The organism is Mesotoga sp. (assembly GCF_035363035.1).
In the GTDB taxonomy this organism is placed as follows: Bacteria; Thermotogota; Thermotogae; order Petrotogales; family Kosmotogaceae; genus Mesotoga.
Genome location: NZ_DAOSEH010000063.1, coordinates 1 through 13,974 on the forward strand (window position 1 = coordinate 1; position 13,974 = coordinate 13,974).

Consider the following 13,974-nt stretch of genomic DNA (forward strand, 5'->3'; position numbering starts at 1 on the left):
ACGGAAAAGCGATCGAAGAGCTGCAGTCAATAGAAGGTGTCGATACGGTAGCCGCAGCGAAGTTCCTTACCGGACGGCTGCTCAGCGAATACGAGGACCCGGAGATGGAAAACAAAAACTACGCGACCGTTCCCAATCCCCAGGCTGGAATGCGAGCCACCACGTTCGATCAGTCGGGAAAGTACATGGCCCTTCTCGCCTACAACAGGGCGGGGATAGAACTGATGAAATCGAAAGTGATCTCCGGGTCGATAGATCTCGCCCGGATGACTTCCGAACCTCTGGTTATCATAGATGTCGAGAACAGCAACAGGCACAATATAAAGGCAGGAGACAGAGTGTTGCTCAAGACTTATTATCTTACGGAATCGATGGTCCAGCTGCCTGTAAACAGCGAGTTCACCGTCGGCGCGGTAGTTCAGGAGCTCCCTTCTGTGGCCTACACGGTTGAGGGCGGAATCCTTCTGGCGTGCAGCGAAGAGATAATCGACAGATTGAGGCCTGAAGGCAACGACGTCCACCTAACGATGATGGACTACATTGATCATTATTCTTATGTGGACATATATCTGCGCAGGGGAGCCAATCTTGAAACCATCGAACCGGTGGTGGAGGAGACCGCTAAAAGGTACAGAAACTCGACCTTCATCTCCTACAGCCAGTACAGGAAAGAGACGGAAAACGCTATCAGGACTCTTTCGACGCTGGTCTATGGATTGATCGCAATAGTCGGCTTCATAGGCATTTGCGGCATAACCAACACCATAAACACAACGATCATATTGCGCCGGAGAGAGTTCGGAATACTCAGGGCGGTCGGTATGACCGGAAAACAGCTCAAGGCGATGCTGACATACGAAGGGTTGATCTTCGGGCTCATAAGTGCCATCTCGTCGGTCGTTCTCGGTGTGATTCTCTCTTACGCTGTGTACTCGTTCCTGAAAACAGAGATCGGCCATCTGAACTGGTCGATACCCTGGCTAGGGATTGTTCTGGCAGTTGCCGGAACGCTTGCAGCCGGAGTGTTGACGACGCTTGCCTCGTCTAGAAAGGTCTCGAAACTCAGCATAACAGAATCGATAAGAACGATAGAGTGAAATTCGATTCTCATCAAACAATTACCTGTGGAATATGCAAATCTGCTATAAATACTGCTAAGGCTTCAGAATGGCCTCTGCGGAGAGAAAAAGCCTGGGGAGTGAATCCTCAGGCTTTTTTAGTAATCTTGATGAATCGGATTTTGCCTTCTATTGACCGACTGCTGAAGATCGAGAAGCAAATCTTCGCTTCTTGAAATGCGGCATTTCAGTTGCCACCTAACGGATAGAAGGAAGCGAAAAGACTCAAGTCTTCCTGCAAGTTTCCGATCGTCAAAGATTGGTAGTCACTGAAAAAACTTCCGCATGGATCGTAGTACCAGCCCCCAAACCCATATCCGGTATTCGGCACAGCGCTTATAACCGTGCTTGACCCCTTTGGGAATTGGCCTCCGCCGCTTACTTGACCGCCTTCCGGTGGCTCGGGTCTCAAGTTGACGGTAATGCTGTCGGGCACATCCAGATCGAAATTACCTACTATGGTGAATTCGGTGCAGCCTATACAGGTCGATCTAGCAAGGAAGAATGTGGAATACCCTTCCCATACGGGTTGATCGCTGAACTCGGCCCCCTCGAATGTCCAGTTTTTGAATAGATAATTATCGTTGGGGATTGCACTCAAAACCATGGGGTCACCGTGCCTGAACTTCCCGCTTTCCATAACCTCCCCACCTTCGGGAGGGTTAGCCACCACGTTGAATTGATAATCTATCGGCGGGAACCAGGCGACTATTGGAAGAGTATCGGTCACACCCTGCGTCGGCAGCCAATCCGACGTATTGAATGTGTATGGAAGCTCTTCGCTCAGTAAATTCCCCTCGGTGTACCAGCCCCCGAAATCGTAGTAATCAATTGGCGTTGCTCCCAGCGTGACATCTTCCCCGTACGGATATTTTCCGGCGCCGCTTAGCTCGCCTTTGTCCGTAGGTGAAGCATCGATTGTAATCATCAGCCATCCCGGTGGTGGAGTCTGGGGTTCAAACTTCCCGGTAAAAGTGAAGCTGTGCTCTGTGCTTGTTATGGGAAGCGTGTGGGTATCCAGGAAGCTGCCGGTGTTAAGGGTGAAACTCGTGGACCCGCTCATATATTCTTCTCCGTAGTACCATCCCAGGAAGGAATAAGAAGAATTCGCAGAAGCCAAGAATGCCAGATAATCACCGTAAGTACAGATACCGCCACCACTCACCTGTCCCCCCTCGGGAGGTTCGGCAACGGCGTTGAATTTGTATAGTACATCTACAAACACTCCCTGTAAGGGAAGCGCGGTGTATGTTACCCCCTCGGTGTACCATTCATTTGCCGGGAAAGTGTAGGTAGCGCCTTCACTTAGCTGTTCTCCACCGTAATACCACCCATCGAAATCGAAGTGCCGATTCGGCGTAGCTCCAACAGTGATATCTACGCCGTACGGATACAGTCCCTCACCCCAGGTTTCTCCTCCGTAGATCGGTGTTGCCTCGATCGTCACATCCAGTTGCCACTGGGGCGCAGAAGGATTGAACTTTCCTTTAACGATGTGCTCGGTACACGTTATACACTCAGTATGATTGAGGATTTCGACAGTGCTAACCGAGTCTACAGCTTGATCACTAAACATATAGCTGTCTATCCACCATCCCTCAAAGCCATAACCTGTATTAGGTAATGCGCTCAGATTTAGAGAATCACCGTAATTGAGAGTTCCTCCACCGGTAACCTCTCCACCCTCATGAGGATCTGCCACAACCGTAAACGTATATTGCATCGGATCGAACTCTACAAGTAGATCCACATCCTGCGAAGCATGGAAAGAGACAATTGGATCTGTATAAACAGGGTCATTGCTTTCGTTGAAGGTTAACTCGTCCGGCTCGTCAAGATACCAACCGTTGAAAGTGTGATGAATAGATGGCGTAGCTACTAGCGTCACCAGATCGCCGTAGTTATAGTCTCCATCTCCCTCGAACACTCCACCGTCGGGTGGAACGGCCGTGATTGAGATAGTTATCTTCTTCACCGTAAAATAGATTGAATAAGTCTTTGTCGCCTTTCCATTCAAAGAGGTGACAAACACTGTAGCGGTCCCCGGAAGAGTCTCGGCATTAGTTATCACAACGTTTGCCCCTTCAACAGCGGGAACGGCCGTCACCGTTGGTGGCTCTGTCGTCTCCGCGGGAAGTTCGACCGAATAACCGGTTTTTTTGGCATCAAAGCCAGGAACACTTATCCCGTTGTACATCAACTGCTTCAGAGTGGCATCGGCCGCTTTCCAGAAAGACGGGCAGCCGGTAATCAATATAAGAAGCAATACAACTGCGAAATACACATATACCTTTTTCATTCTCATGCCTCCTTAGTGAAGAGTGATAGTAATGAATCTAAAAAAGCCATTGTAGATCTCTTTTAGCCTTATCATCACCGCGCCGGGAGCTAAAACATGATAGAAAAAGTTCTGTGTCAAGAGAAAAGAGAGCGGCGTTAGTACATTCTTTGTTTTAAGTCTATCATCTCAGGCACATAATCTAGAAGAAGTTTTTAATAAACCCGAAGCATAAGAGATAGAAAACTACCCAAAGAGCCGACTAACGAGCAAGCGTGTATTCAGCCTTTCAGATGTTGGAAGTCGGCCTTAAAAGAAGGGGGCGGTTCAGCAGGGGTCATCTGTTGAAAGCACTGGATTGACTTTGAACGACTATCCGTCGAATTTGAAGCCGCCGTCGATCACCTCTATGCAGACTTCAACAACCCTGGCATCGTACAATATGCCCGAGTTTCTTTTCAGCTCTTCGACGGCTTTCTCCATTCCCGGTGCCTTACGGTGTGGTCTGTCGTAGTTCATAGCCTCCAGTACATCCGCGACTGCCAGGATTTTGGCCTCCAGAAGTATCTCATCTCCTTTGAGCGCCCTGGGATATCCCGAACCGTCGATCCTTTCGTGGTGCTGTCGTATTATTTCGAAGATTCTCCAGCTCAAAGGCAGGCCCTTGAGAAGTTCGTAGGATTTGATCACGTGCTGCTTTATCAGGTTGTATTCGATCTGCGATACAGGTGTGACTTTCGAGATGATATCCGTGGGGACGAAGAGAGTGCCCACGTCGTGCAATCTGCTCGCAAGAACCAGCTCCTTTCTTCTCTCGCCGGAGAGGTGCATCTTTTTGGCTATCTCTTCCGAAAGCGCCGCAACTCTTTTCTGGCGACCGGCGGTGTACGGATCCTTGATCTCGGTGGTTTCACTAATGATACTGGTGAGTTCCTCCACCATAGTATTCATGTCATTATAGAGCGTATCCAGAGGCTCGGTGAAGGATCGCACGACTATCCCTTCCAGTATCACGAAATAGGAGATTAGCCTAAAAATATGTCCCAGTGTATTAGTGAAACCGTAAGGGTCTGTGTAAATTGTGAAAAACAGTTCGGCCAGGGCGGTGAAGAAAAGTGCCGTCAGATAGTAGTTTTTATACGGTCTGATCTCTTTGTTGTCCGTTTTCATGAGCAGGAAGATCGTGAATGCTATGACTCCAAGGATCACCAGCTCCATGATTATTTTGAAAGAAGTCAGACCAGTTTCGGCGAGGTAGCAGTCGGGAAAAACGCCACTTCCCACCAGCAGGATACCCGTGATGCCCGAAGCCGCGACAAATATCCAGTAGAAGATGTTGCACCTTTTGCAATTTGGCAACACTATTGCCAGCGCCAGGCCCAAGGCTTCCAGAGACCTTCCGAGTATCCAGAACTGCGTCGATTGATTGGCGGACCAGTTCTGAAAGACACTCATGCCTTTGAAGGTTAGCGTATGAAGTATATCGAAAACCATCACCACAGCGTAAAGACTGCCCAGCCTGAACACGATGTTGTTCTTGCTTCTGGCAATTAAGGCGACGGCCACCAGCATCATTGCGACAGATATGGTGAATATCTCGACTGTAGAGTGGTAAAAAAGATAGTTGAATCTCGACAATCCCCACGAAATCAAAGCTAGAGAACCCCAAAAGATAAGATGACTCCTCAGCTTCATCATTTACCTCCCGATATTGAAAAGAGACCGGAGCCTTCTAAATAGAATCACTGTCGATATGCCGTAATTCTATCAAAATCACGGTTCAATCTTGTATGTTATCCACACAAGTCAATCGAGAGAATGAAAAGGTGTTATTAAGCATTGAAGATAGTACTTCCATGATTCACTGATTTCCGTTGCCAAAATCAATTTCAATGTGATGATTTTCACCATAGTTGACGAACAGACTTATGCATCCAGGAGAATCAAGATCACTAATTCTGTAAAATAGTCATTATTTCAAAATCATGTATTGTTCCATTCAATATAGAGATCAACCTTTGCCTTGTTTACCGGCGTAGTAAGCTCCATACAGATTGAGGATAGAGGTTACTCCCGAGATGAGCCACAGGTACAGATCAATCCTGTAAAATGCCGCAGCCATCCCACCGACGGAGAAGTAAAAAAGAATCAGGAAGGGTACCAGTATGGATGGTTTAGCGGGATTCCTGAACTCTATCTTCAAAAGATAATCCACAACCAGTGCGAGCAGAGCCCAGAAACCGTAAAGAATCGCAGGGAACCAGAGAAGGAAATTTGCCGACCTCAAAAGGTTGAGAGCGCCGATAGTCACCGCGGGAAGAGCCAGGATGATCGTCGCCGTTCCGAACAAGATCTCGACTTTCGGCCACTTTACCCTAGATAGAAACATCAGAAAAGTGAATATGTTGATCAGATTCACCGTCATGAAGAGCGGTAATTGCATCCCGATCGCCTCCGGTTAGTATCTTATCACGCGCGCGGAGCAGTATTATACTATCGACAGCGCAAAACAGTGATCGAAATTTCACAGTAGGTCTTCGGAGATATCGGGCATACGGCTGTTATATATTCTATAAGGTTCAATTCATTCACAGCGAAGTGTGTGTATCTATAGTTTTACGGAAAATTCCATGGAGTTACAGCAATTCAAAAGTGAAAGACTCAAGGAAAAGTAGGAGGGAGAACGATGGTAGGATTGATTCGGAGAAAAGTTTTGAGATCTCTGGTTTTATGCGTTATTATGGCGATAGCTTCCTGCGCTTTCGGATACGCCACCTATAGTGGTTTTCCAGGACAGATAATCAGCGCTTTTGAACCTTTTATTCCCGGTGAGCAGCTCGCAGATGATCAGATGAGGATAACATTCATGGGGACATCGGTTGTGCCGAGAATCGCCCAGCAGTGCAACAGCGTGTTTGTCGAACTGGGTAATGGAGACAGCTTCGTATTCGATTTTGGATCAGGCGTTTCATCCAATTACGTTGCGGCCGGCATTCCACCATCACGCATGGACAAGGTTTTCCTCACTCATCTGCACGGAGACCATGTTGGAGATTTAATAACGCTTTACTGTTTCGGTCCCTCTCAAGATCGCAAGACTCCTCTCTATCTGTATGGACCTTCCGGAGATGATCCCGAAGAAGGAACTCAGGCGTTCGCCGAGAATCTAAAGAAACTAATGAAATGGCACGTGGAGGCTTTCAGCTTTTTGAGCACAGGGCTGAAAGACGGTCGCGACGGTTACGAGATAATAGCGAAGGAGCTGCCGTATATGACAGTCGGCGGAGTCGCATACGAGGAGAACGGTGTAAAAATTACACATTTTCCCGCCGTTCACGACAGAAATGGAAGCATAAGCTATAAACTCGAATGGAACGGTCTTTCGATGATCTTCTCGGGCGATACAATACCCAATTACTATATGATCGAGCAGGCTAAGGGTATCGATGTTCTGATCCATGAGATGGTTGTGCCGCCCGAAGTGTGGGCCAGTAAAAACTCGGGATTGAATCCTGGAGACCCCGGCTGGGAAAGGGCTGTGGCATTTGCGCTGGCCGTGCAAAGGAATTCTCACACCTCACAGAAAGCCTTCGGCTATATACTCAGTCAAACAAACCCGAGGCTCGGGGTCGCCACGCACTTTCAGGCCAACGAAGATACCGTCGGGCCTGCGATTGAAGACATACGCCTGTCTTATGAAGGGCCCGTCGCAATCGCCACTGACCTGCTCGTGATAAATGTCTCAAAGAACGATATCCTTCTTCGCAGAGCAGTGGTTTCGGATTACGCCTGGTATCCGCAACCGTACATGTATCCCCAGGATCAAATCGCTCCTCCCAAATATGACGGCCCGTTCGCCCAGCTTAACGATACGCTCCTGGGAAGCATTGTTCCCGAGGAAATCTACGAAGTTGGGGATAAATAAAAAGCCAGATACTACCGCCAGTAAGACAGGAAAAAGGCCGACGAAGAGATCGGCCTTTTTTTAGCTGGAGTATTAATGAGGACACGATAGAAAGATACTAAATGGCATGACAATATGGCATTATTGTACTTGAGAGATTTCGCTTGGAGGTGAGCTTCTTGGTATTACAGGGGATAGATATACTGTCGAGACGGGATTTCGCCGACCTGAAAGATCTATCGATTGGTCTGATAACTAACTACTCGTTCATCGACAACTCTCTTCGCTGCGGGATAGATATGATGTTCGAAAGGGGTTTGAAGATACGCAAGATCTTCACTCCCGAGCACGGGCTGGGCGGAATAGCCGACGGGGCCGTGTACGATGATAGTATCCATCCCAGGTATAACGTGCCGGTGGTGAGTCTCTACGGCAGCAAGCGTAAACCGCGAACCGAGGATCTCGACGGTCTGGATATACTCGTTTACGACATCCAGGACGTCGGTCTCCGCTACTACACTTTCATCTACACTCTTGCCTTCACGATGGAAGCGGCTGCAGAAAACGGGAAGCGATACATGGTGCTGGACCGGATCAATCCTCTGGGGAGGGGCGTTTTCGGCTCCAGAATAGAAAACGATCTTCAAACTTTCGTGGGTGGCTATCGGCTGCCACTCCAGTACGGGCTAACTTCGGGAGAGCTGGCCAGGTACTTCAAAAAGCTGGGTGGGCTCGACCTGGATCTGCGTGTGGTACCGGCCGAAGGCTGGAAGGGCGGGTCTTTCGATGAGACCTCGCTCGTGTGGAACGTTCCCTCGCCGAACATACCGACCTTCGAATCTCTTCTCGGGTACGCCGGCACCTGCTTTTTCGAAGGGACCAACGTCTCGGAAGGCCGGGGGACCTTCAAACCCTTCCTCGTTATAGGGGCGCCCTGGATAGATGGCTTCGGCATGACTGAGAAAATAAAAGGGGACTTCCCGTCCGTGAAGGTCAGAAGGAGGGAGTTCATGCCCTTTTACCGCAAATACGCCAACGCGAGCTGCGACGGTGTCGAATTCTTCCCGTCGAAAAGCGACAATTATTTCCTGCTGGCGCTAAGTATTATGGAGTATTTGCTAAAATATGAGAAATTCGAGATTTCCGATCGCCTCGACGATCTTATGGGAGTGAAAGAAAGTTCGAGGAAAATAAGGTCGGGATCACTCAACCCCGATCAATGGGAAAGTTCGGGAGAGGAATTCATCGAATTTGTGCAGGACTGTCTCATACATCCGGGGAGACTTTTCTACAGATGACGAGAGGGGAAGTCATGGGGGAAACGCCCGTTCCGCTTTATTACAAACTGTACGTCGAATTGAAGGAAGGCCTCCAGTCGGGGAAGTACAAGAAGGGTGACAAACTTCCCACCGAAAAGGAGCTCTGCCAGAAACACGGGCTCAGCCGGCTCACGGTCAGGAGAGCCATGGACGAGCTGAGAAGAGAGGGGTTCATCGAAAGGCTCAAAGGCAAAGGGACCTTTGTCACAGGCTCCAAGAGAGAGGAGCAACTCGCGACGTTGACCGGTTTCACCGATGAGGCCAAGAAAAGGGGGTGCGAAACCAGGTCGATGGTGCTCGAAAACCGTCTTGTAAAAGTTCCGGTCGATGCTGTGGAGTTTTTCAAAATCCCGGCCGAAGCTCTCGTGGTTTATTTGAAGAGGGTCAGGTTTCTCGAAGAGGAGCCGTACGCGATCGAGGAAGCCTATCTGAACGTCGGTGCCGATATAAGACTGCTGAACATCGTCCAGCGCGATATGGAGAAGGAATCGCTCTACGATATACTCAGAAATGAATTCGAAATAAACATCTCCTACGCGGAGGAAGAGATGGAACTTGCGAGGTTGAAGAAAGACGAGGCTCGCTTCCTCAAGCAGGAAGTGAACGACTGCGCGATCCTGAGAAAGCGCTTCACCTACACCAAAAGCGATGTCTGCGTGGAATTTGTCGTTTCTCTTTATAGGGCCGATAAGAGCAAGTTCAAGATCGTAAGACGAATATAAAAAAGCGATGGTATTATCAGATTAATTCTCTCTGTTTTGACTGTGCCGTCTATGGAGTATCATAGTTATAGTTTTTCGTCAAAGTCTTTCTTTAATCGGGAGGAGCAAATGAAAATAAGCGATCTTCGTTTCACAGAAAGGAAATGGGACTTCGTAAAACCTTTTCACATCGCAAACAGCGTATCCAGCTCTAAAGTAAACATCGAAGTTGAATTGGTTCTCGCCGACGGCACGATCGGTCTGGGTGAGTCATCCTCTTCGTTCAGAGTGAACGGAGAGAGCAACGAAAGCATCTTCCAGCTTCGTGCGGAGATGCTGGAGACAATTAAGGGACTGGACGTGAAAGATTACCGCAGGGTATTCAAGAAGCTCGACGCTTATTCGAGAAGCGCCCCTAGTTTGAAGGCCGCGGTTCAGTTTGCAACCCTCCACGCCTTCTCCAGACTGATTTCCACACCCGTCTACCAGATACTTGGAGGGATGAAAGATTTCGTCGAAACCGACAAGACTGTCAGCATAGGGAGCCTGGAAGAGACCGTCAACGATGCCAGGGAGATCTTCAACGCCGGTCACAAAGTTATAAAGATGAAAGTCGGAGAAGACCTTCAGAGTGATATCGCAAGGGTACTGGCGGTCAACGACGAAATAAAGGGCGTTAAATACATAATAGACGCCAACACCGGCTACACGCCGAAAGAAGCTCTGCGATTCATCGACGCGATGTACAGGAACAGTGTTCCGGTCGGCATATTCGAACAACCAGTACCGGCCGAGGACTTCGATGGACTCAAAATCGTCAGACAGGGCTCGATGTACCCGGTCGGCGCCGATGAAAGCGCGCGAACGAAGTTCGATGTAATGCGTCTAATAAAGGAAGGCGCGGTGGATTTCGTAAATATAAAACTTATGAAATCGGGTATCTCCGATGCCCTGGCGATAGTGGAAATGTGCAACAGCGCGGGAATCGGACTGATGATAGGCTGCATGAGCGAGTCGGGGATCGGTGTCTCGCAGAGCGTCCACTTTGCGGCCGGTACGGGGGCCTTTATGTACCACGATCTCGATTCTCACCTGCTTCTGAAGAATGTAGAGCCGGTGGGTTTCAGACAGGAAAGAGATAGACAATACCCAATCTTATTTTAATATTCTTTTTATGTCGTCACCCTTATTTCGTGGGAAAAAAGGAGGTGCAAGAATGAAGCGAAGCTTCATGCTAGTTTTCTTAACTGTACTCATTGTTGCAGTCACGGGATTTGCCGCGACACCGAAGGATACTCTGGTGATAGGCTCCAACACCGGTATCTTCATAACCATGGATCCGGCAGTTGCCTATGAGGTTCTTCCAAACAAGATCGTCGCCGCCTGCTACGCTCAGCTCGTCAATCTCAAAGCCATCGACGGCGTGATAGTTCCGGTTCCCGATATCGCCGAGAGCTGGGAAATCTCCGAAGATGGACTCACCTACATCTTCTACATAAGGCAGGGCGTCAAGTTCTCCAACGGGGATCCCCTGACTGCCGAAGATGTTCTCTTCTCTTTGAAGAGACCCATCCTTCTCGACTCCGTCTCGGCATGGTTCCTCGTCGATATTTTCGGGATCAACAAAGATAACGTTGACGAGAAAATCAAACAGATCGACGAAAACACCATAACGATAACCCTGAACGCTCCGTACGCCGAAAACATAACCCTCGGCATACTCTCGAACATGTTCACCGGGATCGTGAACAAAGACGTAGTTCTCGCAAATGAAGTCAATGGTGATCTCGGTACGGCCTGGCTCGCCGACCATTCCGCTGGCGCCGGTCCATACGTTCTGGTGCAGTGGGAGAGGAACAACGTGATTCTTCTCGAGGCCAACCCCAATTACTACGGCTCTCAGCCGCCTCTGAAGAGAATAATGATAAGAGACGTCCCCGAGGCTTCCAACCAGAGACTCTTCCTCGAGAGAGGCGACATCGACGTCGCCTGGGACCTCACGCCGCAGCTTCTCACCGAGGCCAAGAAGAATCCCAACGTGGTCGAGGTTAAGGTTCCGGGTCACTCTAACGAGTATCTGGCCATGAACGCCAGCTGGGGACCGCTCAAGGATCCGAAGGTAAGAGAGGCCGTCAGATACTCCATCAACTACAAAGAGATCGTCGAGGACATCATGCTCAACAACGCAATGCTGGTGCAGGGCTTCATCAACAAGGGATACTTCGGCTACGTCGAAGAGAATCCCTTCTACCAGGATATAGAAAAGGCCAAGGCGCTCCTCGCAGAAGCTGGATATCCCAACGGATTCGAGGTCGAGCTGATCACGAGCAACACCGATACCAGAAAGGCCGAGGCCGAAAAGATCCAGGCCGATCTTGCGAAGGCCGGCATAAAAGTGAATCTGGTCATCGTGCAGTCTTCTCAGATGTATGAAAAGTACCGCGCACAAGGCCACCAGATGATCATCGCCGGCTGGGGCAACGACTATCCCGACCCGGACAACCTGGCCATGTCTCACGCCAGTTACAGGGCCAACCAGCTCGCCTGGAGAAACGCCTGGTACGACGACTACGCAGCCACCCTTTGCGAGTGGGGTCAGATAGAGCCCAACCAGGACAAGCGTGAACAGATCTACAAGGACCTGACCGAATACTGGTTCCACAACGGACCGTTCGCCATGCTCTACCAGACGGTCGAATTCTGGGGAATCCGCAAGGAAGTCAAGAATTTCGAAGAAGCGGCGTTCGGTTACGGAATGCTGTTCGACTTCACCAAGGTTTCTAAGTAAAATATCCCCCGCCCCGCTCAGAGAGCGGGGCGTTATCCTTCATAAAAATCTGAAATCTCTATTGGGGGTAATTCTGTGAACTTCGGACAATTCTTACTGAGAAGACTATTCTTGATGATCATAGTTCTATTCGGGGTCGCCTGTATCGTCTTCTTCATAGCAAATATAATACCCGCCGATCCCGTGGGTGCGATCCTTGGTGGAAATGCCCCTCCAGAAGCCATAAATAGACTGAAGGCCAAACTGGGGTACGACCAGCCTCTAATCATACGGTTCGGAAACTTCATTGCAGGCGCGTTGCGTGGCGACTTCGGAGTGTCTTTGAAAACCAGCAACCCGGTCATGAAAGACATCATGAACTATTTCCCCGCCACGATGGAGCTAGCCATCGTCGCGATAATAATCTCGATCTTTCTTGGGATAACGCTGGGTGTCCTTTCGGCCGTCCATCGAAATAAAGCGATAGACCAGTTCTCGAGGATCTTCTCCATACTGGGAGTCTCGATGCCTGTCTTCTGGATAGGGCTGCTGCTGCTGCTGGTTTTCTACTTCAAGCTGGGGTGGCTTCCCGGCGGCGGCCGACTGGGTTTCTTCACATATCCGCCTCCAAGAGTAACCGGAATGTACCTTATCGACTCGGCCCTCGCCGGCCAGTGGGACACTTTCAAGGAAGCGTTGCTCCACATTCTCCTTCCCGCCTTCGTCCTCGGCTACAACGCCACGGCGTCGATCGCGAGAATAACCAGGGCGAGCATGCTGGATGTATTGAAGCAGGACTTCATAAGAACGGCCAAGTCCAAAGGTTTGAAGAGAAACGTCGTTATCTACCGCCACGCCCTCAGAAACTCTATGATACCCACCATAACCATAATAGGGCTGGTCTTCGGAGGTCTTCTGGAGGGAGCGGTCCTGACCGAAACGGTTTTTTCCTGGCCGGGACTGGGCAGATACATAACGACTGGAATGCTCTTCCTCGACTATCCCGCAGTCATGGGCGGAACGCTGTATATAGCCTTCATCTACTCCCTGGCCAACCTGATAGTGGATATTCTTTACGCGCTTCTCGATCCAAGGATGAGGATGTGATCTGAATGGAAAAGACAGCCAAAGTATCCCGCCCCTTCATGGACGACCTGAAGCACACGGCTTTTCTCTGGAGAAGAAGCCGCCTGACGATGATAGGGTCGGTAATAATAGTGATATTCCTGCTGATTGCAGCCTTCGCCCCACTCATAGCGCCATACAGTCCAGTCGAACAGAACCTTTCGATAAAGCTCCAATCGCCGAGCTGGCAGCATCTCTTCGGAACGGACCAGTTCGGGAGGGATATTTTCAGCAGAGTCATCACAGGATCGAGAACGGCTCTCTGGATCATATTTCTCGTTTCGGTAATAAGCGGTTCGATCGGTATAATTATCGGGGTGACGGCCGGGTATTTCGGGGGTATCGTCGATGAAGTCCTCATGAGGATCACCGATATGTTCCTGGCCTTTCCCAGCCTAGTGCTGGCAATGGCTTTCGCCGCCATGCTGGGGCCTAACCTCACCAACACGATCATAGCGATTTCAATCGTTTCCTGGACCACTTACGCGAGACTGTCGAGGGCCGAAGCGATAAAAGTCAAGTCCCAGCCGTACATCGAGGCCATAAGGGCAGCTGGCGGAGGCAATCTGCGCATAATGTTCCTCCATGTTCTTCCCATGTGCATTTCGCCTGTTCTCGTTCAACTGACGCTCAGGATGGGCACCATAATACTGACCGCCGCGAGTCTCGGCTTCCTGGGGCTGGGAGTGCAGCCACCCACGCCGGAATGGGGAGCTATGGTTTCCGACGGCCGAAACTTTTTGATCGACCAGTGGTGGATCT

General features: G+C 49.8%; 11 protein-coding genes. 8 read left to right on the forward strand and 3 right to left on the reverse strand.

The genetic code is table 11. The features are described from left to right. Positions 1–1,097 (forward strand): ABC transporter permease (locus PKX57_RS09095; protein ID WP_472416904.1); only part of this gene is annotated, 1,097 nt, incomplete at its 5' end. A 208-nt stretch (positions 1,098–1,305) separates the two neighbouring features. Here PKX57_RS09095 and PKX57_RS09100 read toward each other — a convergent pair. From PKX57_RS09100 to PKX57_RS09110, 3 genes are all read right to left on the reverse strand, one after another. After that, positions 1,306–3,417 (reverse strand): InlB B-repeat-containing protein, encoded by a 2,112-nt coding sequence (locus PKX57_RS09100; protein WP_472416906.1) that lies wholly within the window; start codon positions 3,415–3,417, stop codon positions 1,306–1,308. 351 nt (positions 3,418–3,768) lie between these two features. Further along, positions 3,769–5,091 (reverse strand): MASE3 domain-containing protein, encoded by a 1,323-nt coding sequence (locus tag PKX57_RS09105; RefSeq protein ID WP_213922523.1) that lies wholly within the window; start codon positions 5,089–5,091, stop codon positions 3,769–3,771. 316 nt (positions 5,092–5,407) lie between these two features. Further along, positions 5,408–5,839: a hypothetical protein gene (locus tag PKX57_RS09110; protein WP_213921914.1), complete on the reverse strand. Its 432-nt coding sequence runs from the start codon at positions 5,837–5,839 to the stop codon at positions 5,408–5,410. A gap of 243 nt (positions 5,840–6,082) precedes the next feature. On the opposite strand from PKX57_RS09110, the gene gntH reads away from it, so the two are divergent. The 7 genes from gntH to PKX57_RS09145 form a co-directional block, all read left to right on the forward strand. Beyond that, positions 6,083–7,321: a guanitoxin biosynthesis MBL fold metallo-hydrolase GntH gene (gene gntH, locus PKX57_RS09115; protein WP_213921915.1), complete on the forward strand. Its 1,239-nt coding sequence runs from the start codon at positions 6,083–6,085 to the stop codon at positions 7,319–7,321. A 158-nt stretch (positions 7,322–7,479) separates the two neighbouring features. Further along, positions 7,480–8,598, forward strand: a complete 1,119-nt coding sequence (locus tag PKX57_RS09120; protein ID WP_472414897.1) for an exo-beta-N-acetylmuramidase NamZ family protein — start codon at positions 7,480–7,482, stop codon at positions 8,596–8,598. After that, the gene (locus PKX57_RS09125) at positions 8,595–9,341 is read left to right on the forward strand and encodes a GntR family transcriptional regulator (protein ID WP_472416908.1); all 747 of its coding nucleotides are present in this window, start codon (positions 8,595–8,597) and stop codon (positions 9,339–9,341) included. Before PKX57_RS09120 ends, PKX57_RS09125 begins: the two co-directional genes overlap by 4 nt. A 108-nt stretch (positions 9,342–9,449) precedes the next feature. Further along, on the forward strand, positions 9,450–10,484 hold the full coding sequence (locus PKX57_RS09130; protein ID WP_472416910.1) for an L-Ala-D/L-Glu epimerase: 1,035 nt from the start codon (positions 9,450–9,452) through the stop codon (positions 10,482–10,484). A 52-nt stretch (positions 10,485–10,536) separates the two neighbouring features. Then, entirely contained in the window at positions 10,537–12,108 is a 1,572-nt protein-coding gene (locus PKX57_RS09135) for an ABC transporter substrate-binding protein (protein WP_472414018.1), read from the forward strand. 75 nt (positions 12,109–12,183) lie between these two features. Further along, positions 12,184–13,194, forward strand: a complete 1,011-nt coding sequence (locus tag PKX57_RS09140) for an ABC transporter permease subunit (RefSeq protein ID WP_213919910.1) — start codon at positions 12,184–12,186, stop codon at positions 13,192–13,194. 5 nt (positions 13,195–13,199) lie between these two features. Then, a partial coding sequence (locus tag PKX57_RS09145; RefSeq protein WP_472416912.1) for an ABC transporter permease occupies positions 13,200–13,974 on the forward strand: 775 nt, incomplete at its 3' end.

What these genes read in the sequence shown, in the direction of transcription:
- PKX57_RS09125 (WP_472416908.1), top strand. Translation starts at nt 8,595, where the DNA reads ATGACGAGAGGGGAAGTCATGGGGGAAACGCCCGTTCCGCTTTATTAC.
- PKX57_RS09135 (WP_472414018.1), top strand. Translation starts at nt 10,537, where the DNA reads ATGAAGCGAAGCTTCATGCTAGTTTTCTTAACTGTACTCATTGTTGCA.
- PKX57_RS09130 (WP_472416910.1), top strand. Translation starts at nt 9,450, where the DNA reads ATGAAAATAAGCGATCTTCGTTTCACAGAAAGGAAATGGGACTTCGTA.
- PKX57_RS09110 (WP_213921914.1), bottom strand. Translation starts at nt 5,839, where the DNA reads ATGCAATTACCGCTCTTCATGACGGTGAATCTGATCAACATATTCACT.
- PKX57_RS09105 (WP_213922523.1), bottom strand. Translation starts at nt 5,091, where the DNA reads ATGAAGCTGAGGAGTCATCTTATCTTTTGGGGTTCTCTAGCTTTGATT.
- PKX57_RS09100 (WP_472416906.1), bottom strand. Translation starts at nt 3,417, where the DNA reads ATGAAAAAGGTATATGTGTATTTCGCAGTTGTATTGCTTCTTATATTG.
- gntH (WP_213921915.1), top strand. Translation starts at nt 6,083, where the DNA reads ATGGTAGGATTGATTCGGAGAAAAGTTTTGAGATCTCTGGTTTTATGC.